This window comes from Terrisporobacter glycolicus ATCC 14880 = DSM 1288, assembly GCF_036812735.1.
GTDB classification, from domain to species: domain Bacteria; phylum Bacillota; class Clostridia; order Peptostreptococcales; family Peptostreptococcaceae; genus Terrisporobacter; species Terrisporobacter glycolicus.
This window is the reverse complement of the sequence record NZ_CP117523.1, coordinates 909,902-935,163: the sequence shown is the minus strand read 5'-3', so window position 1 is coordinate 935,163 and position 25,262 is coordinate 909,902. Positions and strand designations below refer to the sequence as shown.

Annotated in this window: 21 protein-coding genes; 2 read left to right on the top strand and 19 right to left on the bottom strand. The window is 29.7% G+C overall.

Annotated elements, in window-relative coordinates:
• Positions 1 to 9 precede the first annotated feature (9 nt).
• From TEGL_RS04660 to TEGL_RS04630, 7 genes are all read right to left on the bottom strand, one after another.
• The gene (locus TEGL_RS04660) at positions 10 to 822 is read right to left on the bottom strand and encodes an aldolase/citrate lyase family protein (RefSeq protein WP_018590342.1); all 813 of its coding nucleotides are present in this window, start codon (positions 820 to 822) and stop codon (positions 10 to 12) included.
• 18 nt (positions 823 to 840) lie between these two features.
• Positions 841 to 1,446 (bottom strand): sugar transferase, encoded by a 606-nt coding sequence (locus TEGL_RS04655; protein WP_018590343.1) that lies wholly within the window; start codon positions 1,444 to 1,446, stop codon positions 841 to 843.
• Positions 1,447 to 1,476: 30 nt separating this feature from the next.
• The gene (locus TEGL_RS04650) at positions 1,477 to 3,381 is read right to left on the bottom strand and encodes a polysaccharide biosynthesis protein (protein ID WP_018590344.1); all 1,905 of its coding nucleotides are present in this window, start codon (positions 3,379 to 3,381) and stop codon (positions 1,477 to 1,479) included.
• A 47-nt stretch (positions 3,382 to 3,428) separates the two neighbouring features.
• Positions 3,429 to 4,118, bottom strand: coding sequence for a CpsD/CapB family tyrosine-protein kinase (locus TEGL_RS04645; protein WP_018590345.1), 690 nt, complete (start codon positions 4,116 to 4,118; stop codon positions 3,429 to 3,431).
• Between the two features lie 18 nt (positions 4,119 to 4,136).
• The gene (locus tag TEGL_RS04640) at positions 4,137 to 4,871 is read right to left on the bottom strand and encodes a YveK family protein (protein WP_018590346.1); all 735 of its coding nucleotides are present in this window, start codon (positions 4,869 to 4,871) and stop codon (positions 4,137 to 4,139) included.
• Entirely contained in the window at positions 4,855 to 5,658 is an 804-nt protein-coding gene (locus TEGL_RS04635) for a WYL domain-containing protein (protein ID WP_018590347.1), read from the bottom strand. Before TEGL_RS04635 ends, TEGL_RS04640 begins: the two co-directional genes overlap by 17 nt.
• Positions 5,659 to 5,807: 149 nt before the next feature.
• Positions 5,808 to 7,325, bottom strand: a complete 1,518-nt coding sequence (locus TEGL_RS04630; RefSeq protein WP_018590348.1) for a BCCT family transporter — start codon at positions 7,323 to 7,325, stop codon at positions 5,808 to 5,810.
• A 402-nt stretch (positions 7,326 to 7,727) separates the two neighbouring features.
• Between TEGL_RS04630 and TEGL_RS04625 the strand changes: the two genes are divergently transcribed.
• Positions 7,728 to 8,576 (top strand): YitT family protein, encoded by an 849-nt coding sequence (locus TEGL_RS04625; protein WP_018590349.1) that lies wholly within the window; start codon positions 7,728 to 7,730, stop codon positions 8,574 to 8,576.
• 62 nt (positions 8,577 to 8,638) lie between these two features.
• Here the strand turns inward: TEGL_RS04625 and TEGL_RS04620 are convergent, their stop codons facing one another.
• The 11 genes from TEGL_RS04620 to TEGL_RS04570 all read right to left on the bottom strand — a co-directional run bounded on the left by TEGL_RS04620 (position 8,639) and on the right by TEGL_RS04570 (position 22,292).
• Positions 8,639 to 10,189 (bottom strand): BCCT family transporter, encoded by a 1,551-nt coding sequence (locus TEGL_RS04620; RefSeq protein ID WP_018590350.1) that lies wholly within the window; start codon positions 10,187 to 10,189, stop codon positions 8,639 to 8,641.
• A 95-nt stretch (positions 10,190 to 10,284) separates the two neighbouring features.
• On the bottom strand, positions 10,285 to 11,865 hold the full coding sequence (locus TEGL_RS04615; protein ID WP_018590351.1) for a BCCT family transporter: 1,581 nt from the start codon (positions 11,863 to 11,865) through the stop codon (positions 10,285 to 10,287).
• A gap of 84 nt (positions 11,866 to 11,949) precedes the next feature.
• Entirely contained in the window at positions 11,950 to 13,401 is a 1,452-nt protein-coding gene (locus TEGL_RS04610; RefSeq protein WP_018590352.1) for a trimethylamine methyltransferase family protein, read from the bottom strand.
• Between the two features lie 49 nt (positions 13,402 to 13,450).
• On the bottom strand, positions 13,451 to 14,095 hold the full coding sequence (locus TEGL_RS04605) for a cobalamin B12-binding domain-containing protein (RefSeq protein WP_018590353.1): 645 nt from the start codon (positions 14,093 to 14,095) through the stop codon (positions 13,451 to 13,453).
• A 31-nt stretch (positions 14,096 to 14,126) separates the two neighbouring features.
• A complete protein-coding gene (locus tag TEGL_RS04600; RefSeq protein WP_018590354.1) occupies positions 14,127 to 14,924 on the bottom strand; it encodes a methyltetrahydrofolate cobalamin methyltransferase in 798 nt (265 codons plus the stop codon).
• A gap of 75 nt (positions 14,925 to 14,999) precedes the next feature.
• Positions 15,000 to 15,668, bottom strand: coding sequence for a cobalamin B12-binding domain-containing protein (locus TEGL_RS04595; RefSeq protein WP_018590355.1), 669 nt, complete (start codon positions 15,666 to 15,668; stop codon positions 15,000 to 15,002).
• Positions 15,669 to 15,679: 11 nt separating this feature from the next.
• On the bottom strand, positions 15,680 to 16,945 hold the full coding sequence (locus tag TEGL_RS04590; protein WP_018590356.1) for a PocR ligand-binding domain-containing protein: 1,266 nt from the start codon (positions 16,943 to 16,945) through the stop codon (positions 15,680 to 15,682).
• Positions 16,946 to 17,049: 104 nt separating this feature from the next.
• Positions 17,050 to 17,718: a DUF1638 domain-containing protein gene (locus TEGL_RS04585; RefSeq protein WP_018590357.1), complete on the bottom strand. Its 669-nt coding sequence runs from the start codon at positions 17,716 to 17,718 to the stop codon at positions 17,050 to 17,052.
• Between the two features lie 22 nt (positions 17,719 to 17,740).
• Positions 17,741 to 19,576: an ASKHA domain-containing protein gene (locus TEGL_RS04580; protein ID WP_018590358.1), complete on the bottom strand. Its 1,836-nt coding sequence runs from the start codon at positions 19,574 to 19,576 to the stop codon at positions 17,741 to 17,743.
• Positions 19,577 to 19,776: 200 nt separating this feature from the next.
• Positions 19,777 to 20,595, bottom strand: a complete 819-nt coding sequence (locus TEGL_RS04575) for a histidinol-phosphatase HisJ family protein (protein WP_018590359.1) — start codon at positions 20,593 to 20,595, stop codon at positions 19,777 to 19,779.
• 263 nt (positions 20,596 to 20,858) lie between these two features.
• Positions 20,859 to 22,292, bottom strand: a complete 1,434-nt coding sequence (locus TEGL_RS04570) for an APC family permease (protein ID WP_018590360.1) — start codon at positions 22,290 to 22,292, stop codon at positions 20,859 to 20,861.
• A gap of 107 nt (positions 22,293 to 22,399) precedes the next feature.
• On the opposite strand from TEGL_RS04570, the gene TEGL_RS04565 reads away from it, so the two are divergent.
• Positions 22,400 to 23,110 carry a TetR/AcrR family transcriptional regulator gene (locus TEGL_RS04565; protein WP_018590361.1) on the top strand — a complete coding sequence of 237 codons (711 nt, stop codon included), beginning with the start codon at positions 22,400 to 22,402 and terminating at the stop codon, positions 23,108 to 23,110.
• 103 nt (positions 23,111 to 23,213) lie between these two features.
• Here the strand turns inward: TEGL_RS04565 and TEGL_RS04560 are convergent, their stop codons facing one another.
• Positions 23,214 to 25,259: a CocE/NonD family hydrolase gene (locus tag TEGL_RS04560; protein WP_018590362.1), complete on the bottom strand. Its 2,046-nt coding sequence runs from the start codon at positions 25,257 to 25,259 to the stop codon at positions 23,214 to 23,216.
• Between the last annotated feature and the right edge of the window lie 3 nt (positions 25,260 to 25,262).

Below are 25,262 nucleotides of genomic sequence, written 5' to 3'. Positions count from 1 at the left end.
CAATTTCCCCTAAATTGACTTATTATAAACTATGCCTTCTACTATTTCTTTGATTAAGATTTTATTCTGCTCAAAGTTTTCTTCATCTATTCTATTTTCAAAAGTGCGTATTTTTCTTAATCCTGTAGTAAATATCTCATTAATTATGCCTAAGTCTTTTATTTTTTCTGTGTTACAAAAGCTTCTAGATAGTATTGCTCTTGTAGATCCTAATCTATAATGCTCTTGTATTATTCTTTCTGCTGGAAGTGCGCCCTCCCCAATACCTGCAATTCCACCAAACCCATAAGGTATATTTTTATTTTCAAATTTCTTACAGAGCGATTCTACAGTACCATCTGCTAAAAGTTCAAACATAAATTTCATTTTATAAGCTAGATGTAAATCATTTAATCCTATATGAACCTCATCTATTCCATAAATATTTAGTATTTCATCTATAGACTCTACCGCCTCTGCTGTTTCAACTAAAAGCATTGTTTTACATCTGCCATTTACTAAGCTTATAAAATACTCAACTTCTTCAATAGTTTTAAAATAAGGAAGCATTATAATATCTGCTCCGTTGTCAACTATTGTATTAATTTCTTCTTTTGAGTTATCATGTATTTGGTTTGACCTTACAAGTAATTGACTTTTATTTATACAATTTTTGATTTTCTTTATATCATCTAAAGTATGTTTGGATTGAACTGTATCCAATCCACATTGTCTTTCTTTTTTACCTATAACTTCAAGATCTACAAATATTCTATCTACCCCATTTTTATCTGCAATCTTTGCAACTTCCGTTTTGTTAGTTATATACATTAAATTTAACAAGTAATTATCCCCCATACACTACTTATTATTTGCTGTTTCATATGTGTTCACATTATCACTCATTTTAAATACTTTTACTATAGTTTTTAGCAATATTTTCAAATCAAGCATAAGACTTAAATTTCTAACATATTCCACATCATAAAGTATTCTTTCATCCCAAGGTAGATCTTTTCTTCCATTTATTTGAGCTAATCCAGTAACTCCTGGTCTAAGCTCAAACCTTTGTATTTGTTTTTCTGTATATTCTTCTAATTTCCAAGGATGATAAGTTAAGGTAGGTCTTGGACCTATAAAACTCATTTCCCCTTTTAGTATATTAATCAGTTGTGGTAACTCATCTATACTAGTAGCTCTAACAACTTTGCCTACTCTAGTTACCCTTGAATCCCCTTTTAGTGAATATACTCCCGTTCCTTTTTGTTCAGCCCCTTGACACATAGAACGAAATTTATAAATTTTAAATACTTCTCCATCTAACCCCAATCTTTCCTGTTTAAATAATGCAGGTCCTGGAGAATCTATCTTAATAACTAACCCTATTATTATTAAGAAGATTCCTCCAATTATTAAGAGTAATAAAGAAAAGATAATATCCAAATCCCTTTTTATTATCTTATACACTCATCTTCACCACTTTATCTTTTATATTTTTTATACTGTCACCACTGTCTTGTCTTCTCTTTCTTCTTTTATTATGTAAGTAGGTACTAACTCTTTTATTACATACCTAACTTCTTCTCCATATTCTCTTTCTGCCACATCTTGTAAATGTCTTAACCTATCAAAAAACTCCCCTTCGTTAACTTCAATAGGTTGTCCAACATAAATTTTATCTTTTACTGTGTCTCTTAAACCTTCTTCGTCCATAAGTATTTCTTCATATAACTTTTCTCCCGGTCTAAGTCCTGTGAATTCAATTTTTATATCCACGTCTGGCTCCAAACCACTAAGTATAATAAGATTTTTTGCTAGATCCAAAATTTTCACTGGTTCCCCCATGTTTAGCACGAAGATTTCGCCACCCCTAGCGATAGCTCCTGCTTCCAACACCAACGAAACTGCCTCTGTAATTGTCATAAAAAATCTTGTGATTTCTGGATGAGTTACTTTTACTGGTCCTCCTTCTTCTATTTGTTTTTTGAATAGAGGAACTACAGAACCATTACTTCCTAGAACGTTGCCAAATCTTACTGCCACAAACTCTGTTTCACTGCTTTTGTTTAGAGTTTGCACTATCATTTCGCAACACCTTTTACTTGCACCCATTATATTTGTTGGATTCACTGCTTTATCTGTAGAGATTAATACAAATCTTTTTACCTTATATTTTGCTGAAAGCTCTGCCATATTCAACGTTCCGAACACGTTGTTTTTTATGGCTTCACAAGGACTATCTTCCATAAGAGGTACATGTTTATGTGCTGCAGCATGGAATACTATTTCCGGCTGGTAGTTTATAAAAATTTCTTCCATTCTGTTTTTGTCTCTTACAGATGCAATCAAAACCTTTAAGTCCAGATTTTTATATTTTCTTATTAATTCTTGTTGAAGTTCGTATACATTATTTTCATAGATATCTACTAAAATTAACTCTCTAGGATTTAAGGCAGATATTTGTCTACAAAGCTCTGATCCAATGGATCCCCCTGCTCCTGTTACTAACACTTTTTTCCCCTTTAAAAAGTGAAGCACTTCTTTATCAGCGATTTTTATACTTTCTCTTCCTAGTAAATCTTCTATGTTCACTTCTCTAATGTTTTTTATACTAACTTTTCCATCAATAAGTTCATAAATTCCTGGTATGGTCTTTATTTTGCAACTTGTTTTTTTGCAAATTTGCATAATCTCTCTTTTTCTTTTTCTTGCTATTTTAGCTATACTAAAAATAATCTCATCAATATCAAAGCTTCGTGCTATTTGCTCTATATCATCAGTTGTTCCTATTACAGGTACATTGTAATAAGATTTTCCTAGTTTCTTTTTATTGTCATCAATTATACCCACAGGATACATGTTCAGCTGTGGATTTTCAAACATTTCTTTTAAAATAAGATTACCTGCTGATCCTGCTCCAACTATCAATACTTTCATTCTATTTTCCATATTTTCATTTAATCTAAAATAAAGTAATGCTTTTCTTGCTGTTCTATATAAAATTCTTATACTACACATCCCCAAATGAATAAATAAGGCATTTATTACATAAAAAATTACATCATAGTTAATATTCTTTATTTTAAAAATAATAAAATATGAAAAAGTTGAGATTATGGTAGATAATAAAATCATTATTATTTCCCTGTCTACACTGGTAGACCATAATGTTCTATAAATTCCGGATATTGAAAATATTGTTAGACATACTATTATCATTATTATTAATGGTAATAATATATTTTGTTGTAAATATGAAATGCTCATGGTAGCTGATAAAGATATGATAAAAGCCCCAATGAAGATTATGGTATCCGATATTAGTAAGACCCCCTGTCTATACCTAAAGTCACCATACTCTTTACTGTAGTAATTGATTTTCTCTAAAATTTTAGCCCCCATTTAGCCATCTCCCCTACAAACAACCAATCCATACCCCTACAAATTAGTTATCTTCTTTTTCTCCTTTTAAAAAATGACCTTTTCTTTTCCTCTTCATAATACCCATAATATTTGTAATATTTGTGATCATCTGATTTAAACTTGTTAAGTACTACTCCTATAACATTTGCATTAACCTTCTCCAGTTTATCTTTTGTTACCTTTGCCATTTGTTGGTCTATACTTTCTGACGCATTTACTATTATTGTTCCATCTGAATACCTTGCTAAGATGGCTGCATCGTTAAGTCTTCCCAGTGGCGGAGAGTCTATAAAAATATAATCATAATCCCCTTTTAGACTTTCTATAGCATCTCTAAATTTTTTTGATTCTAATAAAACTGAAGTATTGGACGGTGATATCCCACAAGTTAATACGTCAAATTCATCCACCTTTTTTATACATTCTTTCATGTCCATATCATTCATTATTACGTCTGCTATTCCCTTTTTATTATCTATTTCTAGAGTATTAGCAACTGATTTCTTCCTAAAATCGCAGTCAATTAGGAGAATTCTATGATTTTCTAAATCAGAGAAACATTTTGCTATGGAACATACTGTAGTAGTTTTTCCTTCATTCATTTCAGCACTGGTAAAAACTATGGTTTTTAAATCAGTATTCAATGAAATATTAGTTCTTATTTCTCTGTAAGCTTCATTAACTTCAAAGCTTCCACTGTCATATAATCCTAACATATTTGGCCCCCTTATTTTTTAACGATGCTTTCCTTTGGAAGAATCTCTATCTAAAGGAATAGTTCCTATTAATTGATAATTCCAGTATTTGTTTACATCATCTGGTGTAACAATTTTTGTGTCTAAACATTCTCTAAGTAAAACAAAGAATATAGATAATACAATTCCTATTGCTGCAAACTTAAATAAGGTCAAATCCCTTGATCTTCCTATTAATGATGCCTCTGATGCATCGTATACTACTTCAACACAGTCAATTCCTACAAGTCTTATTAATTCCTCATTAAAAGCTTCTGGTACCTTTTCAGCAACTTTTTTTGCCATTTCACGACTTTCACTTATTACAGTAATATCTAAAAAATCAGTTGTTTCTTCTCTCTGTGTAACACTTATGCTTCCCACATCTGATGATGATACCTTTAGTGAACTTGCTATTATATTTGCTACATTTGGCGATGATGCCAACGATTTATATGATGTCGCAATATTCTGATTTTGTGCCACATTATATGTTGAATATGGATCTACAATTTCTGTGCCTTCATCTTTTTTACTGTTTTTCTTTTTCATTAATTCTTTAGAAGTATTTATTCTTACAGTTATATTTGAGCTATATGTTGGTACATAACTTATATAGTTTTGGTAAGTTTTGTACGCACCTAAGGCCAAACATGCAATCATTGTCAAAATAACTATAAGTTTTCTTCTTTTAAACATGTCCAAATATTCTCTTAAGTTAATACTTGCCTCCATTACTCCCTCCAATTCTCACGTATTCTTTTAGATCTTCTGTAATAATTTTTTCCATATCTTCAGAAGTATTAGTTCCATATTTATATTTTTCTATAAACGTTGGATTATCAATTTCCTCTTCTAAAATTTCTATGGAGGTTATATTTTCTATGTTGTAATAATTGAATTTCTCGAAGTTGTTCTGAATAGATACTAGATAATAGTTTTCATGATCGTTTATCATGCTTATTGGATTGACTTTAAAAATCCCCCCCTGATTTTTATATTTTTTACTGCAAATTAACCCCTGACTACACTTCTTGTAACAATAGATGAAAGTAATTTTTTTATTTTTCATAATTGCTTTATCGATAAGTTCAATATTACTATAAATCCCCTCATTTATAGCTTTAGAAGTCTCATCAATAAATACATTACTTTCAACGATTCTACCCCTGTAAATAAAATTAAGTGTACTTATTTTTTCTAGAAGTTCTTCCGTTTTTTTCTTGGTGATAAATTTGCTTGATTTCACTGAATCCATTAAAAGTTTCAACTCATATTCTTTGAAAAAAAAGTCATAAAGAAAATACCCCTCTGTTTCTTTATCGTAATCACTAACTGTCAGACCAATCTGCCTCATATCTTTAATATAAGCATACATAGTTCTCCTGTCCAAAGTAACACCAAGCTTCTCTTTCATATGTTTGTTTATTTCTTTTATGGATATGGAGACATCTTCACTAGAATAAGTTCTCAAAATATTAATAAAAGTGCAGAATTTAATATTATTGCTTACTTTTTCCATATAAATCCTCCCATAATACCAGATATAAATAAGCTGCATATAATCTTGTTGTTTATTGAAAATATGTGCCAATTTATATCTAAGTTTATTATATATACATTCAAAAAAATGCACAACTAAATTGTACATTTTTTTGAACATGATTCGTTCTAACTTTTTCGACATTTTTCTTTTTTGAGTTCTTTAACCAAAGCAATTCCAATGGCTACAATAACGAAGGCGAAAGGGAAAGACACTACTATAGCAAATCTTTGGAGTATATCCAGCCCTCCCAGCATTATAAATACAATGGCAAATAAAGCTTGAATAACTCCCCAAATTATTTTATTTATGTTCTTAGGATTTAAACTTCCTCTAGATGTAAACATGCTTAGCACATATATTGCTGAGTTTGCTGAAGTAATAAAAAAAGTAAACAACAAGAATATGGCAGTTATGGAAAATATAAATCCACCTTTATAATGAGAAAATACTTTAAATAAACTAGTATCAGTACATATAATTGCATCCTTTGCAAACTCATAGCCTAAATCCATGCCCATCATTCCAAAAATTACAAACCAAAACATACATATAATAGAAGGAACTATAATAACTCCCAAAATAAACTCTCTTATAGTTCTTCCTTTTGAAATTCTAGCTATAAAAACTCCTACAAATGGTGACCAAGAAATCCAATAAGCCCAATAAAAAATCCTCCACTTGTATACCCATTCATTACTAGTAATAGGATTTATAAATAAACTTTGTGACACAAAATAATTAACATAGTCGCCTACACCATTTACAAATGTATTCATAATCTTTGAAGTAGGACCTACAAAAAAGCACCCCACAACAAGAATTGTTGCCAAAGTTAAATTTATGTTTGATAATTGTTTCATTCCTTTGTCTAATCCACCAACAGCTGTCCATATGTAAATTACTGTTATTACTAATATAATAAGAAGTTGAAGTTTAAAGGTATTTTTTATTCCAAATAAATACTCCACGCCTCCTCCAATTTGCATAGTTCCCAGTCCCATAGATGCTGCTACGCCTATTACTGTAATAAAAATAGCAAGCACATCTACTATTAGTTTTATGGAATTTTTGTATTTATTATTTTCCAAAATAGGATCTAAAGTAGAACTAATAAGTCCTTTTCTTCCTTTTCTAAATTGAAAATAGGCCAAAGAAACTCCTATAACTGCATAAGAAACCCAGGACATCACACCCCAGTGAATAAAACTTTGTTCAATAGCAAACCTAATTGCATCCTCACTGCCACCTACTGCATTTAGGGGATTTACAAAATGACTCATTGGCTCCCATGCTCCAAAAAATACTAAACCTATACCCATTCCAGCCCCAAACAACATGGAAAACCAAACCACATTACTAAATTCTGGTTTATCATTCTCCTTTCCTAACTTTATATCCCCGTATTTGCTGAAAGCTAAATACAAAGAAAAGAAAAAAATCCCTAGCATAAGCATAAGATACATGGGACTAAATTTATCTACAAGTACATTGAATAACTTTGTTGATATGTAATTAAATTTCTCCGGCAATAAAATACCTACAGTTACCACTGTGGCTGTTAATAACAAAGAAAATATCAGAACATAGTTTCTGTTTTTATGTCTCTTTGTCCCACTTCTATAGATCTCTGATCTTGAAAACATATTATCCCCCCATTTATTTTGATATAATTTATTATTCAAAATAAAGTTGAAATAGTACTCTATGAAAAATTATTAAATTTATTACTTATTTCTTACGACTTATTTTTTATTTAATATACTTTTAACACTGTCTTAACCATAAAATGCAAAACTTGTTGTACTATATAATTGTAAATCGTAAGTTGTAATTCCACTATTTTAAAAGTGATTATTACTACCTACCTAGAATTATTTTTCATTTTATAATGAAAATATTTCGTTTCATATATTAAAAAGTTAGGGCCTCCTACCCTAGCTTTCTTTTTTTGCTTTTTTATACTTTTCATATTCACATAATATTTAGTATTCCTGGTTAAACTTATAAGAAGTGTACTTATTTATTAATTGAAAGGTGTAATTAAAATGAAATCAGCGTTAAAGTTTAATGAAGTAATTATTTTAATGGTAGGCTGTTTATTCATGGCAGTTTCCATAAATATGTTCTTAAATCCTCATAATATTGCACCAGGAGGACTTACAGGTGTGTCAATTATTATTAATACCTTAACTGGCTTGCCAATTTGGCTAATAAACATAACTTTTGATATACCTTTATTCCTATTTGCTTTTCGAATTCTTGGAAAAAAAGATGCCTCAAAAACATTACTTGGCATAATATTCCTTACTGCATCATTGAAAATAACAGAAAATCTAGGAAATATTAATGTTACTAATGACGTACTTTTATCTTCAATTTCTGGAGGAATCGTACTTGGAATAGCTTTAGGACTTATATTTAGAATAAACGGAAGTACTGGAGGTACTGATTTAATAGGAATTTTGGCAAATAAGGCTTTTCCTTCCCTTAGTGTGCCTACACTTATGGGATTTGCAGATGGTTGTATTGTCGCTTTATCAGGTATTGTTAGCAAAAATATTGAAGTTGCTCTTTATTCTGCCATAGCTTTATATATAATAGTAAAAGTTAGCGACATAATAGTTGAAGGTATTAATACTTCCACATCTTTTACTATTATTTCTGATAAATATATGGAAATTGGAAGGGCTATAACAGATGAATTGCAAAGAGGTGCCACTATCTTAAAAGGACAAGGATTATATACTGGAAGTGAAAAAAATGTACTTCTTGTTGTTGTTTCAAAAAAAGAAGTTATTACATTAAAAAAGCTTGTTAAACATACAGACCCATATGCATTTATAATAATTACAGATATTTTTGAAGCATTAGGTGAAGGATTTAAACCAATGTAATATTATTTAATGATTAAAATACCTAATCTTTAATTTGAAGACTAGGTATTTTTTTCATTTTATTAAGTATTAATATTATCATTTGTATTATTTAATTTTTTAGCTTCTTCCTTATAAAATAGATCTTTTTTTAAAGATTTTAATATTGAATACATCATCAACAACATAATTATAGCAAATGGAAAAGATACAATAATTGCTAGCTTTTGCAGTGTATCTAATCCTCCTGATAATATTAAGGTTATGGCGAACAATGCTTGTAATATCCCCCATAGCACCTTCTTTTTATTGTCAGGATTTAAATTACCTTTTGATGTAAACATTGCTAATACATAAATAGAGGAATTAGCTGATGTTATAAAAAATGTAAATAATAATATAATGGCTATTATGGAAAACACCGTTCCAAAAGTATAGTGAGATAAAACTTTAAATAAACTTGTTTCTGTTATCATAATTGCATCCTTGGCAAAATCAAGTCCTAAATCCATACCCATAACACCAAATATTGTAAACCAAGCTAAACTTATAATAGCTGGCAACACCGTTACTCCCAATACAAATTCCCTTATAGTTCTACCTTTAGATATTCTAGCTATAAATATTCCTACAAAAGGTGTCCAAGATATCCAAAATGCCCAATAAAAAACTCTCCAATTATTTAACCACTCTTTATTATTGCTAAAGCCTATACCCAAGCTTTGTGGAATAAAGTCTTTCACATAATTTCCTATTCCAATAAAAAATTCCTTAATTATATCATATACAGGTCCTACTAAAAAGCATCCCACTAATAAAATAGTTGCCAGTATTAAATTTATATTTGATAGTTTTTTCATCCCATTATTAATTCCACTTATAGCACTACTTATATAAATGATTGCCACCACTGCAACAATTAAAATTTTTAGAATAACAGTATTTTCTATTCCAAATATAAACGCTATACCTGATCCTATTTGCATAGTTCCAAGTCCCAATGAGGCTGCAACTCCAATTACTGTGGTAAATACTGTTAATATATCCACTACTATTCCTGCGTTTTTCTTAAACTTTCTATTATCTAGAACTGGGTTCAATGTACTACTTATAAGGCCTGGTTCTTCTTTTCTAAATTGAAAATAACCTAGACAAAGTCCTATTAAGCAATATGCTGCCCAAGGTTGTACACCCCAATGTATAAATGACTGTTGAATAGAAAACCTAACAGCTTCCTTACTACCATGCATTACTCCAACAGGATTTGCAAAATGACATAAGGGCTCATATGCTCCAAAAAATACCAATCCTATACCCATACCTGCTCCAAATAGCATGGCAAACCATACTACATTACTAAACTCCGGTTTATCATCATCTTTTCCTAACTTTATATTTCCATATTTGCTAAAGGCAATAAATATACAAAAGATTGTAATCATAAGCATTAAAATTAAATAAATTGGACTAAATTGAGATATAAACTTATTAAATAATGTTTTTATAGTTAAGTTGAAGTTTTTAGGAAATACAATACCAATAAATATTATAAATATTGTCATTATCATGGAAAAGATTAATACAAAATTTTTTTCTTTCTTTTTCTGTATTTTAGAGTTATTTTTTTTAACCATAAAACCCCTCCATCAAGAAAAGTACTAGATTAAAACTATTAATATTTTATCTAGTACTTTAATCTTAAATACTTAATTTTACTTTATGACCTGTTTTATACTGTATTTATTTCCTCATTTTCATCGTCAATTTCACTCTCCAATGTCTTATCAAACTTAACATGATTTATCATACTCTTAACATAGGCTATTGACATAAATATCATTAAAATTAATATAGGCAACCCACAAACAATAACTGCTGTTTGCAATGCATTTAGTCCACCACTTTGTAGTAGCGCAAATGCCATAAGTCCCATTAGCACACCCCAAAATATTTTCACTGATGAAGGTGCACTCTTATCTTTACGCTTATTTAGCATTTCTTCTTTACAAGTTATTTCAGCAATTGTAAGAGTTTGAGATTCAGCCAAAGTTACAAATGAGAAAACAATAGCTGCAAAACCAAGTACAATCATTACTGGTGCCAGTGGTAAATTTTTCAGATATGAAAATAATGCTACTGATACTCCGTACTTTCCTATGTCTCCAACTATTCCACCTGAACCTGCAAGCTCCATATTAATAGCTGAGCTTCCAAATACACCAAACCATATAAAAGTAAATACTACTGGCGCTACTAAATTAACAATTACAAATTCTTTAATAGTTCTGCCTTTTGCCAATTTAACAAGAAATAATCCTACCATAGGTGCAAATGTTATCCACCAAGCATAGTAAAATATTGTGTTTCCATTTACCCAACCACTATTATAAGCAGGCTCTAAATAAAAGGACTGTCTAACTATCATAGATAAATATTGTCCGATCCCTGTAAATGTATTATTTAAGATAAAAAGTGTTCCTCCAAATAAGAATGCCCAAACAAGTAAAATTATATATACATATACATTCAAATTACTTACCAATGCTATACCTTTATGCAGACCTGTACAAGCAGCTGCTACATAAATTAAAACCATAACTCCAATAATTACTGCATATAACACTCCAGAGTCAAAATTTGTGCCTAGCACAAAATTTATACCATCTGCTGCTTGCAAAACTCCAATTCCTAGAGATGTTCCAATACCTCCCACAAGTGCAAATATGGCAATTGCATTGACCCAAGATCCAACTTTTCCATCAGCTTTTTCTCCAATTAAAGGATAAAGAGCCGAACTTAATTGATATTTTCGTTTTCCATTATAATATATAAATGCCAAGCATAAACCTGCTGTTGTATATATTGCATAAGGATGAATTGCCCAGTGCATAAAGGTATAAGATAGGGCAGCTTCTGCAGCTCCTGGACTATTGGATGATAACCCTGAAAATATTGGAGGATTTGTAAAATTCATTAAAGGTTCTGCCGCTCCATAAAATACTATCCCTATTGCAATTCCTGATGTTAAAGCTATGGCAAACCATTTTGCAAAAGACATTTCTGGCTTGGCATCTTTTCCTCCAAGTCTAATATTTCCATATTTACTAAATCCAGCCCATAAACAAAATATTACAAAACAACTTGATCCCAATGCGTAAAACCATCCAAATCCTTTCGTTGTAAATTGAAATGCTTTATTTGCAGCAACTTCTAAAGTTTCTGGAAAAAATATTCCTATACATGTTGCTATTAGTAATAATATTGCTGGAGGAAAAAAGGTACATTTATCTATTATTTTTAAAAATTTCATACATAATTCTCCCTTCATAAATTTACTTATATTCAACAAAAGACACATACTATCTGTGTCTTTTGTTTTTATATTATCTACATATTAATTCACTGCTAATTCTGCATTATAGTTATCTATTTTATCTAAAATTTTACTATCTACACCTAAGTCTTCCATATATTTTCTAAGTTCCTTAGCTACATCTTCACTTAATTCTGGCTTCTTATAGTTACTTAATAATCTATTCATTTCAGCATCTATAGATTTTTTCATAACTATATTAGTATCCTCATCCAATTTTAATTTTCCTCTTAAGCTTATAGTTGGTTGCCACGGATCTTTTCTACATCTTTTAGCTGTATGTTTTAATGTTAAGAATGTACCTGTTTTAAGAGCTTCTTTCACAACATCTAAAGCTAAAGTTTTATCGTTTACTTCTAAATCTTTATTATAATAATCAATTAATCTAGTCATTTCTATATCAGCAATAAATTTTTCTATTGAACAACATCCAAATGCATCAACTATTCCGCCAGTATGAATTATAAAGTTGATTTTTTCTTCTACTGCTGAAAAAAGTGATAACATTGATTCATATCCTGCTTGTATTGTTGCACCATATGCATCAGTTAATGCTCCTGATGCTCTACATGGTAACTTATACATTTTAGCAAGTCTAGAAGCATATGCTGATTGTAATGCATATCCTGAAGAACCTATAGCTGCTTTTCCTGTTTTCATGTCAGTAGTCATAGCTGCTGAACCATATATTACTGGATTACCTGGATTAAGCATCTGAGCATATACTATAATAGCTAAAGCTTCTGCATGAGCTAATGCTATATTTCCAGCTAAACTTATAGGTCCTGTACCTCCTGCCATTGGTGCTGGAACTACTAATAATGGTTGGTTATATTTTACACAAGTTCTTAAACATCCTTCTGCGCTTTCATCTATTTTTAGCGGACTTAATGAGTTTACTATTGTAGCAAATCTTGGCTTTTCTTTTAATTTTTCAACTCCACCAAATAATATGGACATAAGTCCTGCTAGTTCTTCTATACGCTTTGCACTTCCATTAACAGATAGTATGCATTTATCTGATTTAGTTATAGTTGAATACATCATTATTAATTGTGAAAAACGTGCTTCCACATCTGCTGGCTGGACAAGTATTCCTCCATTGCACTTATATTGTTGTGATGAATGTACAATTTCTACTAATTTTAAGTAATCATCTAACATAGCATCTCTTACTGTCCCATCGTATTCCCTTATTTTAGGACAACCATATCCTGGCACATAATATACATCTTCTTGGTTAAGATTCATATCATACTCTGGATTTCTTGCACAAAGTTTGAACTCAGATGGACATTTAGCCATATATTCCATAATTTGATCTCTTGTAAAAAATGCTCTATCCTTTTCTATTTTAACACCATGTTCTCTAAGTACTTCCTTTGCCTCTGGACTAACAAATTCCATTCCTATAGTTTCTAACATTTCTATAGATGCATCATTAATTCTATTTAAATTTTCATTTTTAATCATTATTCTCCCCCCATACTTTTATTAATGGTACAAAAAAATTATGCTTTTCTTATGCTGTTGCTTCTGAACTTAACATATTTTTACAAAGTAAAACTGCTCCTGTAGCATCTTCAGAATAACCATCTGCTCCTATTTCAGCTGCAAATTCTTGACTTACTGGCGCTCCACCAACTGCAATTTTTACGTCTAAACCTTTTTCTCTAATAAGCTTAACTGTATCTCTCATTGCAGACATTGTAGTTGTTAATAAAGCAGATAATCCTACAATTTGAGCATTATGTTCTATTGCTGCATCCACGAAAGCTTGAGCTGGTTGATCTATTCCTATATTTATTACTTCAAATCCCGAACTTTCTAACATCATTGCTACTAGATTTTTCCCTATATCATGTAAATCTCCTTCAACAGTTCCTATAACTATTGTTCCTAAAGAGGTCATATCTCCTTCTTTTAACATTGGTTTTAAATAATTTAATCCTATTTGCATTGTTTCTGCACTCATTAATACCTCTGGGACAAATAATTCTCCACTTGCCATCATTGGCCCTATAATATTCATTGCCTCTATTAATGAATTGTTAACTATGTCACTTATATTAACATCACTTTCTATAGCTTCTTCTATAGCATCAACTATATCTTCATCCTCCCCATCAATAACTAATTGTTTAATATCCTCAATATAATTTTTCATAAAATAACCCTCCATAACCCTAAATTTTAATTTACTCTAACAGTCCTTTTCTATGTGCTTTTAAGTATTTTTTCGTGAATTTATCTTTATTTAATAAAGCTTCACTTGCAATTATCATGCTCATCATTTTTTTATTTCCTGGGTCTAAAACTGCTCCGTCAAGTCCAGCATACATACACATTGCAAGATAAGTTCTATTTAAAAGACCTCTTTGTGGAAGCCCAAAAGATACATTGCTAAGTCCACACATAAAATGTACATTAGGAAACTTTTTCTTTATTTCTGATATTGTACTAAGTGCCACATTTCCCATTGTGGAATCCGTACTTATTGGCTGAATAAGTGGATCCAAATATATGTCCTCATATTCAACACCATCATCTTTTAATTTATTAACCAAGTCTATTCCTATTTGAATTCTCACTTCATACTTAGGGCTTATCCCATGTTCATCATCTATCAATAAAGCAACAATCTTTGTATCATATTCTTTAACTAGTTTAATAACTTCTTCATATCTACTTTTTTCTGCTGTTATTGAGTTTAACATTGGTCTGCCTTTGTGAACTTTTAGAGCTGCTTCTAATGCTTTTGGATTTGGGCTATCTATACAACAAGGCTTATCAACAACCTCTTGTACTACTTCTACTAACCACGGTAAGATTTCTACTTCTTCATCTATCAAGGTACCACAGTTTACATCAATATAATCTGCACCTTGGTCACTTTGCCTTATGGCTAGTTCTTGTAAAAATTCTTTATCTCTATTTTTAATTGCTTCCGTTATACCTTTTAAACTAGTATTTATTTTTTCACCTACAATAACCAACTCTTCTTCCTCCTTTAAGTAAATATTTCCTTTATTAATTAAAGTATATGGTAGAAGAGTCTCTTATGTAGTTGCTTAATCTTGCTTATATTTGCTCTTTTTTGTTTTCAGTAGTTTTTTTATATTTTTATTTAAAAATATCTTCATTTCCATTGCATTGTCTGTAAAGTAGTCAGCGCCTATTTCTTTTGCATATTCTTGAGTTACAGGAAAGCCACCTACAAATATAATCACATCATCTCTTAGTCCTTCCTTTTTAATTTCATCTATTATTGACTTCATTTCATAAATTGTTGTTGTCAAAAGTGCTGATATCATAACAAAATTAGGTTTATACTCTTTAATCTTTTTTATAAAAGTTTCTTTTGATGCATTTACTCCCAAGTCGTAAACTTTTATACCCATAGTGGAAACAATTGCCTTAATAATATTCTTTCCTAGATCATGCACATCTCCTTCTACCGTTCCTATTATTGCTATTCCCGCATTTCTTTCTATATTTGGTAGATATTCCTCTATTATGTCTATTCCTGCATTCAGAGCCCTAGATACCATAAGTGCTTCTGGTACCAATACATCACTAGTCGTAAACTTTTCAGCCAATATATTAATCCCATTTACTAGACCTTTTTGAAAAATATGTTCTGCAGGATATTTCATTTTAATTGCCTTTTCTATTAAATCACATACTTCCTCTACTTCACCTTCTAATAACTTTTCTCTTATCTCTTCATAAACATCCATAACCCTTCCCCCTATAAGTATTTATTTCTATATACCCCTGGTGTAACGCCTAATATTTTTTTAAAGGTCTTTGTAAAATGGCTTTGACTTCTAAATCCCACCTCATACATTATATCTTTTATATTCATCTCTCTATTGTCCATAAGCTCAACTGCTTTTTCAATTCTAACTCTTGTTATATATTCATTTACTGTGTAATTTAAGTTTTCCTTAAATAAATGACATAAATAATAGTCACTAATATATAAGTAAGATGCTATTTTTTTTATAGTAATATCTTTGTTATAGTTGTCATTTATATATTCCTTTGCTTTTTTTAAGGTAGAGTGCTGATTATTATTGATCAATAAATATACCATATCTATCAATTTCAATATTATCTTATATATTCCATCAAATAATTCTTCTGATGACTTATAAAAATCTATTTTTATAGTAAATTCTCTGCATGTATCAAGAGATGTATTAATTTCTATACCTCCATCTATGGCTGCTCTTGATATTAATGTTATTAATTCCAAAGATGCCTTCTTTACGCCTTCTAAATTAAAATCAAATAATATTTCCATATCTGTACATACTTTTGGTAATAACTCTTCAACTTTTTCCCTATTTCCTGTTCTAATATATTGAAGTAAGCTTTTTTCTCTTTTCACATAAACGCTATTATCAAATTTTGTATTTTTATATTTTTCTTTTCTTTCTTTTATCTGCTTTGTCATGTAACTTCGCCATTCATTAATTTCATTTTGTCTATAAAAAAAACCTGTGTTAGATTTAGTTAAATAATTTACAAAAATATATAGCATGTTAGCTATAGATTTGCATTTTTCAGCAGAAATAATATTTAATTTTTCTACTTTTTCTTTTAAAATATCTATGTCTGATATATCATCATTGAATTGTTTTAATTGTTTATAAAAGTATCTATCTGGCTTCCACAACAAAACTTGTCCACAAACTATTGCTCCAACTTGTTCTTCCTCAATTACTATAGGAAAAGACCAAAGGACAATCCCTGCATGACAAGTAGAAAAATATGTATCCTTCCATCGATAACATTCTTTGCTTACGTTTTCATAAGATCTTATACATTTTTCCATACCTTTCTCAGTACTTTGTATATATTTACAAAATTCACATTTACCATAATTTCTATCTAATAAAAAACTCTTTCCTTTTGTATCTACTGCATCTATATAAATTCCTACTGACTTTGAAAAATCATCAAGTAATTTCGTTAAATCTCTTTGATCTATATAATCAGTTAGCCTCAATATGACCCCTCCCACTTACATAACTTAAATACCAAATAGTTTAGGCATTATCTAACGCAAAGATAGTATGCATTAAAAAATATGCATACTATCTTTTTATACACTTAAAAATCTTTATTGTTTATTTCTTCCCCTATATCTTTTACTATAAAATTTGCATCTACAATACCTAATAAAACATTTTCCATTATGGACAGATCGCCATCTATAATTTCATAGGATAAATCTAAATCATTACACAAATATTTTACTTTCTCCATTATGTCTTCCACATCATAAGCCTTTGTATTTATAATCCTTATGTATTCATAATTATCCATCATCATCCTATACATCTTTATTGTTTTTTTATCTCCGTACTTTTCTTTCATTTTTATAATCTCATTGTAAAGGCTATTATCATTTTCCATATATTTTTTTGTGAAAAAATAAGTTCTTTCACTTTTTTTTAATTTTTTTCTTTTCTCATCTCCACCCAAATATAAAGATACACAGTCACTTACTTTTGGCAAAATTAGTTTAGAGTAATCTGATTTAAGTCCTAAAGTTGCATTTCCACATTGTCCATATAATAAAGTTATAGTTTCATATTCTTTATTTTCATCTATTATTTCTTGTAACTTTAAATTTAATTTTTCTGGCATATTGTGATATTTTGAGTCCACATATATTATTTGTGAAGTATATTTTATATTATTATTTGGAACTATTTTTTCACTAAGTAAGGTAACTTCGTCCTTTAAATTATCACATATTATAATTAAATTTTTCAAAGTACTCTCTCCTTCATATATTTTATAACATTAAACAATTTGTAAAAATTTTATTGAAGTCCTTATGATTAGCCAATTCAACATGCTTTATATTATCAGTTAATTTTTTCATACTATCATATTTATTCTTATATAGAAGAATTTGAATAGCGCCACTTCCTGCCGCATTTCCTATTATCTGAACCTTTTTATTTTCAATATTTGGTATCATTTTTATTTTTTTTATGTTATCAATATCTAAGTTACTTCCAAAAGCTCCTGCTATAAGTATTTTATCTAATTTTTCTACCTTTCCTTCTCTCATAAGTAGCTCTATACCTGCTCTTACCGCTGCTTTTGCCAGTTGTAAATTAGCTATATCTTGTTGAACAATACTAATTTTTTTATTATTTTTATCATTAGAAAGTACAATTTCATAAGACTTTCCGTCCTTATTTATTCTTTCTTTAATTTTTTTAGATACATATTCTTCTAATTTTTGTGGTTTAACTATTCTTCCTTGTGGAAGAATTATATTTTTTTCTACTAAACAGCTTATTAAATTTATATATCCACTACCACAAATACCTACAGGGTTTTCTTTATTTTCTATTGTTTTTATATTAATATCATTTTCTAAATCTATTTCACATGAATATATTGCTCCATCACTGGCTCTCATTCCATATTTCATATTAGCACCTTCAAAGGCAGGACCAGCAGCCGTAGAACAAACTAAAATTTCCTTATCTGTTTTTAATGCCAGTTCACAATTAGTTCCAATATCTATAAGCAATATATTTCCTTTCATGTTTTTCATGTCACTACTTATTATTGCTCCTAAAGTATCCGAGCCCACATATCCACCTATATTAGGAAGTAATATAAATCTAGTATTTTTCTCTAGACTATGTAGATTTAATAAATTCAATTTTCCAAAAATTTCATCTGAAAATACTGAATTAAATGGAGCTCTTGCTATTCCATTTACACTGGCCCCCATAAGTAAATGACTCATCGTTGTATTTCCAACTATGCTGATAATGCTTATATTTTCCTTATTTATTTTGTTATTAGTAATAAGTTTTTCTGCTATTTTATCAATAGTTATTGATATTTCATTTTTAAGTTCTTCTTTATTTTTATTATTTTCTGTTGAGTAATTTATTCTAGATATTACATCTGCTCCGTATTTCTTTTGTTCATTAAGATTTGATTTAGCGTCTATAATTTCTCCATTAACTAAATTTATAAGATATGCTGCTACAGTAGTTGTCCCAATATCTATGGCAATACCATAGTTTTGATTTTCATGATTATTTCCTTGTATTTTAATTATTTCATCATTTAAAATAGTTGCTGTTACTTTATAGTAATTTTCTAATAAAATTTCTTGTAATTTTGGAATTAAGTTTATATCAAATTTATAGTTTCTTTTATGTTTTATCTTCAAATAATCCAATATTCTTTTAACATCACTTCTTTGATCTTCTAGTGAAGGCAAAGGTAATTCTAAATATATTTTTTCTACTATAGTATTTATATTTTCATTACTTTTTATGATTTTACCTTTTTCAACTATATCCTTATTTTTATCAATAATTTTTATGGTTATATCTCCAAATATACGTCTTTCACAAGCCAATACTATTTTTTCATTTATTTCTTTTTCGCTTAATAATTTTTTTTCATTCTCTGTTATATTACTAATTTTTCCTTCGAGTACTTTAACCTTGCATTTTCCACACTTTCCCTTTTTTGCACAAGTTGATTCCACTGATATATTATTTTCATTTAACACATCTATTATCTTACTGCCAGCTTCAACTTTTATATTACAATTATCTGGCAAAACCTTCAAATTAATTTTTTCCCCCATAGATTTTCCCCCACCTGATAAATTTTATTATCTAATTTTATTCTATATCATTAGATATAAATTCACAATTTCAATATAATATCTCTTAAAAAATTTATAATATCAAAATAGAGCTTGTAATTTATCAATATTAGATAATTTACAAGCTCTATTATATATTTGAAAAATATAGTAACTTTTGTGATAATTATATAAACCCATTATGCTACTATTCCTTTTCTAGTTTTTTCAATGCTAATATACACAGGAGTTCTTTCTTTAAACATACAAACATATCTGTAATCTAAGAATTCTAGCATATCATAAACCTTATAGAAATCCTTACAAAGATCCTTCGCTTGGTGTGAATCTGAGCCAACTGTAATAATTTCTCCCCCTAACTCTTTATATCTTTGAAGAATATTTTGATTAGGATGCATAGATTCCAGGTTGTATCTTATGCCAGATGTGTTTATCTCTATACCTTTTCCTCTTTCAATAATTGTCTTTAGCAAAATATCTAGCACATCTTTATAGTCATTATAAATTACCTTATTATTTTCATAATTTCCATATCTTACAATATAATCTAAGTGCCCATAAGTATCAAAGTTCTTAAATGTAGTTACTGTTTCCAAAATACTTGTAAAATACTTTCTATAAGCTTCTTCTTTGCTATATCCCTCAAAGAACTTAGAATCAGGCACATTAATTTTATCTACTGTATGAGTTGAACACAATACAAAATCAAAAGCATATTTGTTTATTATATTATTTATTTCATCTTTTAAATGATTTTGGTAACCTACTTCTATTCCTTTGTAAAGATTAATATAATTTTTATACTTCCATTGAAACTCTTCAATAGTCTTACAGTATTTTTCAAAATCAATACTAAATTTATCTGTGTTGTACTCCATATGATCCGTAAAAGTTAAATGAGCCACTCCCATATCCATAGCCTTTTTTATTACTTTTTCCATAGAGTCCTTCCCATCTCTTGAAAAAGTTGTGTGTACATGATTATCTAACATATTCATAATATCAATCTCCTTTATATTTTTTATTACAATAAATATCTTTTAATATGTGTTTTCCATCTTAATAAGATTATTGTATACACTTATATAATATATATTTTTTATGAGATTTCCATTAAGGCAATGTAAAGACTTTGTTATAAATAAGTTAAAATTCGCTTAGCTCATATCGCCAACGATATATCCTCGTTGCCACTTCGGATAAATCCGTTGCTCAAAATTCATTGCAATAAGCGCCAACTTTTATAGTTGGCGCTTTATGATTATTTTGCTGATTTTAGTGATCCTGATGAATTCGATTTTAATGATTTTTCATATCGTCTCCACATCATTAATCCAGAAATAATTACTAATGCTCCCCCACCTATCATTTCTATTTCATATATTATATTGTCTTTTAGAGTAGACATAACTGGAGTTGCTGTTAATATAACACCTAAAAGAGTAACTACTAATAAAAAGCGTCCTATATTTATAGCTACAAAATCGTTCTTAGTCATTGTATAATCTCTCTCTATATTTTTATTATCCTTTCTCAATTTTATATAAGATAAGAATAATAAAACATAAGGGAACAATGATGTTAATGCAGTCATTGTAACTAAAATATTATATATTGTGTCTACATTAGGTAATAATGCAGTTAGTGTTAATATAGATGAAACTAACACTGCTTGGAACATTACCGCATTTGCTGGTACATTATGTTCATTAATTTTAGTTAATTTCTTAGGAAATATACCTTCATTTACTGATCCAAATAACATCTTTATAGGAGAAGCTATGTAAAGTACTATTGCTCCCAGTACAGATATTGCTATACCTGCTGCTATTACTTGTATAAATACTGCTGGTATACCTAAAGCCTCACATGCTACTGCAAGAGAATCCAGTATTCCTTTTGATGCTGTGATTTCGTTAGGACTCATTAAAGATGTAATTGCAATTGATCCTAATACATACAGTGTTGCCACTATCAAGGCTGATACAATTACAGCTTTAGGGAAGTTTTTCTCTGGTTTATCTATTTGAGTTATGAAGTTTGCCAATGTTTCAGCTCCAGTAAATCCAAATATAATAGCAGAAATTGCTACAAGTGAATTTGGGTTAAAATCTGGAGTTATAGTTTGTACAGTGTAAGTTGAAGCACTTGGTATTTTTTTCAGTACAACTACTGCTAAGAAAGCAAATACTATAATCAAAATACTTGGTATTGTTGATCCTAATGCTCCTGTATTAGTGAACAATTTAGCAAATTTTATATCTTTTGTTGATATAAATGATAAGCCCCAAAATACTATTAAAGATAATACTAGAACAAAAATTTTATTATCTGCCAAGCCTTGATTTCCTATAGCATAAGAAACATTTATAGCTAAAAATGTTAAAAAAGAAGAATACCAAAATAATTTAGCAGTCCAATTTAACCAAGAAACCATAAATCCATATTTTTCTCCATAAGCCTCTACAACCCAATCATGAAGACCACCATCTTTTGATTTATATGTTGAAGCAAGCTCTGCGCATATTAGTGCACCAGGAATAAAATATAAAATTGCAAATATAAACCACATTGGAATAGCTCCTAAGCCTAATCCAAAGCTCGATGATGTAGATTTTGCAATCCATCTTATCCCATATAGTGCAGACACATTCATAAAAATTAAACTACTTAATCCAATTTTCTTTTTTGACATTTAGATCACCTCTATATTGTTAATAAATTTACTTTTATTAGTTACTTTGTTACTATTTTAGTGTTATACTAATATAACAATAATCTATAAAAAGTAGGGTTTGATATATGAATAATAGTAATAATAAAACTAGTATTAAAAAGAAGACTACATATACCACAATTACAAAGTTAATGGATGCTACTCAAGCTATAATTGACGAAAAAAGTGTTAACTCTGTAACAATCCGTGAAATTGCAAGCCGCTCTGGGTTTAATAGTGCAACAATATATAAACATTTTAAAAACCTTGATCATTTAATCTTTTTTGTTTTAATTAAATATACAGAAGAATATAACCAAGCTCTTACTGAGTATGTTAAAAACGCAACCTCTTCTATAGATTTTTTCCTAAGAGGATGGGAATGTTTCTTAATATATTCATTTAAAGATCCTGATATTTATTATAAGTTATATTTCACCAATTTAGATAACGATGATTCAACTTATATGGATGAATATTACAAGATATTTCCTTATGACCATAAAAATCTTAATTATGTTTTATCCAATATTTTATTTAACAAAAGTATTTCAGATCGTAACACAATTATACTTGACCCATGTGTCAAAGATGGTTACTTTAATGCTGATATAATAACTGAATTAAGCGAAATACAAATGTATATATACGAATCCCTTATTGCTCGTGTTAGTAAAAATAAAATGACTAGTGAAGTAGCTATGTATAAAGGTCTAAAATATATATATCATATAACAAAAAAATACTCAAATATTGATTTCACTTATGTAAGCCCAAAGTACGGAAATATTGAATAATGCCTAAACAATTTGTTTATTATAAAATTTGCTACCAATAAAATATTGGTAGCAAATTTATTTTTATCTAAAATCCATTTATCTTTATTTAAATATGTTTTTCTTAAAGCCCATTTCTCTTTACTTTAAAATCATATTCTCTTTCAAAGACTTGTTCTTCATTTAACTTAATTTTCATGTGACCTGTTATATAGAAGTTATCCATATCAGAACTTTGAGTAACAACTATATCTGCATCTGTCATCCAACCTTCTCTTCCTAATTTCATTTGTTGGTAAATTGTGTATTTAGCTGACAATGGATCTCCATTTGTTAAAGTTAATTCTCTCTTTAAGTTATGTTCAACCATTACATCAACTTCATCAAATCTGTAAACTCCTTCACCGAAAACTCCACCAACACCATCTGTAATACAAGTCCAAGTGTCAGTTAATATATCATAAGATACACTTCTATCAACTCTACCTTCTGATAAGAAAGTAGTAGGAGTAAGAGCCGCACACTCAGGGTTCATATTTGGTCCTACGGAATCAGAACCATTGAACTCTGGTAATATAAATTTAGCTGTTGATAAATCTAAGCTTAATGTGGCATCTTCAGGCATAGGCCAGAACATTGGCCAAAATGTAGTTGCTAAAGATAATCTTATACGATGTCCTTTAGGAAATTTATGACCACAGCAGTCAAGTCCTACAAAAGCCTTAACTTTTTCTCCTGGAGTTAATTCTACAACTTTTCCATGACCTTCAAGATGAGTTAAATTCATAACCCCGTATGAAACTCTAGTAACAGCGCCATCTTCATCCACATCAGATAATTGTGCAAATAACATAGCTTTCTTCTTATCGCTAGCTAATTCTACTTCAAATTTAGGATATCCTACTATTTCTAAATCTTCTCCTAATACATCTGTTTCAAATACTACAGCCATTCCATCATCTAACCTTTGGTCAGATGGACTTTCTCCAGGTACACCTGCACCCATCCATTCACCAGATAATAGTCCATGATTTTGTGGAGTTTTTATTTTAATTATTTCTTCTTTTTCATTTTCTTCATTTAATAATTTTCCATATGTTAAATTAAATACTTTTTTAGAAACATCTTTTGAAGGCCAGTTTTCAAGTCCTACCCATCTACCTTCACTAACATGTTGAATACAAGATGGTTTCATATGGTCCTCTAACCAAATATCTACCATTGGTCCATCTAAAGTATCTGTTTCTTTTCCTTTTAACCAGTGATCCCACCATTTAGTTGCTTCTTGTAAGAATCCCATAGCTGGTCCAGGAGCTCCATCATGTGCATATACGTGAGCCCATGGTCCTATTATTGCTTTTCTTGGAACACTTAAACCTTCCATAAGTGTTAACACTGAATTTTGATAAGAATCAGCCCATCCATCTACTGCAAATACTGGAATTTCTATTGCTGAATAATCTTCACAAACAGAACCATGCTTCCAATATTCATCTCTAGTTTGATGCTCTAACCATTGTCCAGCTCCTAAAGGCTGTTCTTCTAGTCTTTTTAACCAATCTGCTTTCCATCTCTCACCAACTACATGAGGATCAATTGGTCTGCATTGGTAAGCTAACATTATAGCCCCCCACCAGAAGTTATCATTTAATACACATCCGCCTTTGTAGTGTATATCTTGATTATATCTATCATCAGTAAATCCTACTGTTATTATCGCTTTTAATGCAGGTGGTCTTCTTGCTGCAACTTGTAGTGAATTAAATCCACCCCATGATTTTCCCATCATACCTACGTTTCCATCACACCAAGGCTGCTTACTTATCCAATCTATTACTTCTAGTGCATCATCTTGTTCTTGAAGAAGATATTCATCTCTCAATAAACCATCAGATTCTCCTGTTCCTCTCATATCAACTCTAACTACAACATATCCATTTCCTGAGAAGTATCCATGCATAGGCTCATCCCTAGCCCTTGTACCATCAGTTTTTCTGTATGGTATGTACTCTAATATTGCTGGTAATGGCTTCTCGCTTACCCCTTCTGGAAGCCATATTCTTGAACTAAGATTTGTTCCATCTGATAATGTGATCCATTGATTTTCCACTACATTAACTTTGTAAGGTAAATCTGTTCTTATTTTTTTTTCTTTTACTTCTACTGGCATGTT

Excerpts from the sequence above, each read along its gene's own strand:
- TEGL_RS04650 (WP_018590344.1), bottom strand. The coding sequence starts at position 3,381 with ATGGGGGCTAAAATTTTAGAGAAAATCAATTACTACAGTAAAGAGTAT.
- TEGL_RS04645 (WP_018590345.1), bottom strand. The coding sequence starts at position 4,118 with ATGTTAGGATTATATGACAGTGGAAGCTTTGAAGTTAATGAAGCTTAC.
- TEGL_RS04640 (WP_018590346.1), bottom strand. The coding sequence starts at position 4,871 with ATGGAGGCAAGTATTAACTTAAGAGAATATTTGGACATGTTTAAAAGA.
- TEGL_RS04635 (WP_018590347.1), bottom strand. The coding sequence starts at position 5,658 with ATGGAAAAAGTAAGCAATAATATTAAATTCTGCACTTTTATTAATATT.
- TEGL_RS04630 (WP_018590348.1), bottom strand. The coding sequence starts at position 7,325 with ATGTTTTCAAGATCAGAGATCTATAGAAGTGGGACAAAGAGACATAAA.
- TEGL_RS04625 (WP_018590349.1), top strand. The coding sequence starts at position 7,728 with ATGAAATCAGCGTTAAAGTTTAATGAAGTAATTATTTTAATGGTAGGC.
- TEGL_RS04620 (WP_018590350.1), bottom strand. The coding sequence starts at position 10,189 with ATGGTTAAAAAAAATAACTCTAAAATACAGAAAAAGAAAGAAAAAAAT.
- TEGL_RS04615 (WP_018590351.1), bottom strand. The coding sequence starts at position 11,865 with ATGAAATTTTTAAAAATAATAGATAAATGTACCTTTTTTCCTCCAGCA.
- TEGL_RS04610 (WP_018590352.1), bottom strand. The coding sequence starts at position 13,401 with ATGATTAAAAATGAAAATTTAAATAGAATTAATGATGCATCTATAGAA.
- TEGL_RS04605 (WP_018590353.1), bottom strand. The coding sequence starts at position 14,095 with ATGAAAAATTATATTGAGGATATTAAACAATTAGTTATTGATGGGGAG.
- TEGL_RS04595 (WP_018590355.1), bottom strand. The coding sequence starts at position 15,668 with ATGGATGTTTATGAAGAGATAAGAGAAAAGTTATTAGAAGGTGAAGTA.
- TEGL_RS04580 (WP_018590358.1), bottom strand. The coding sequence starts at position 19,576 with ATGGGGGAAAAAATTAATTTGAAGGTTTTGCCAGATAATTGTAATATA.
- TEGL_RS04575 (WP_018590359.1), bottom strand. The coding sequence starts at position 20,595 with ATGAATATGTTAGATAATCATGTACACACAACTTTTTCAAGAGATGGG.
- TEGL_RS04570 (WP_018590360.1), bottom strand. The coding sequence starts at position 22,292 with ATGTCAAAAAAGAAAATTGGATTAAGTAGTTTAATTTTTATGAATGTG.
- TEGL_RS04565 (WP_018590361.1), top strand. The coding sequence starts at position 22,400 with ATGAATAATAGTAATAATAAAACTAGTATTAAAAAGAAGACTACATAT.
- TEGL_RS04560 (WP_018590362.1), bottom strand. The coding sequence starts at position 25,259 with ATGCCAGTAGAAGTAAAAGAAAAAAAAATAAGAACAGATTTACCTTAC.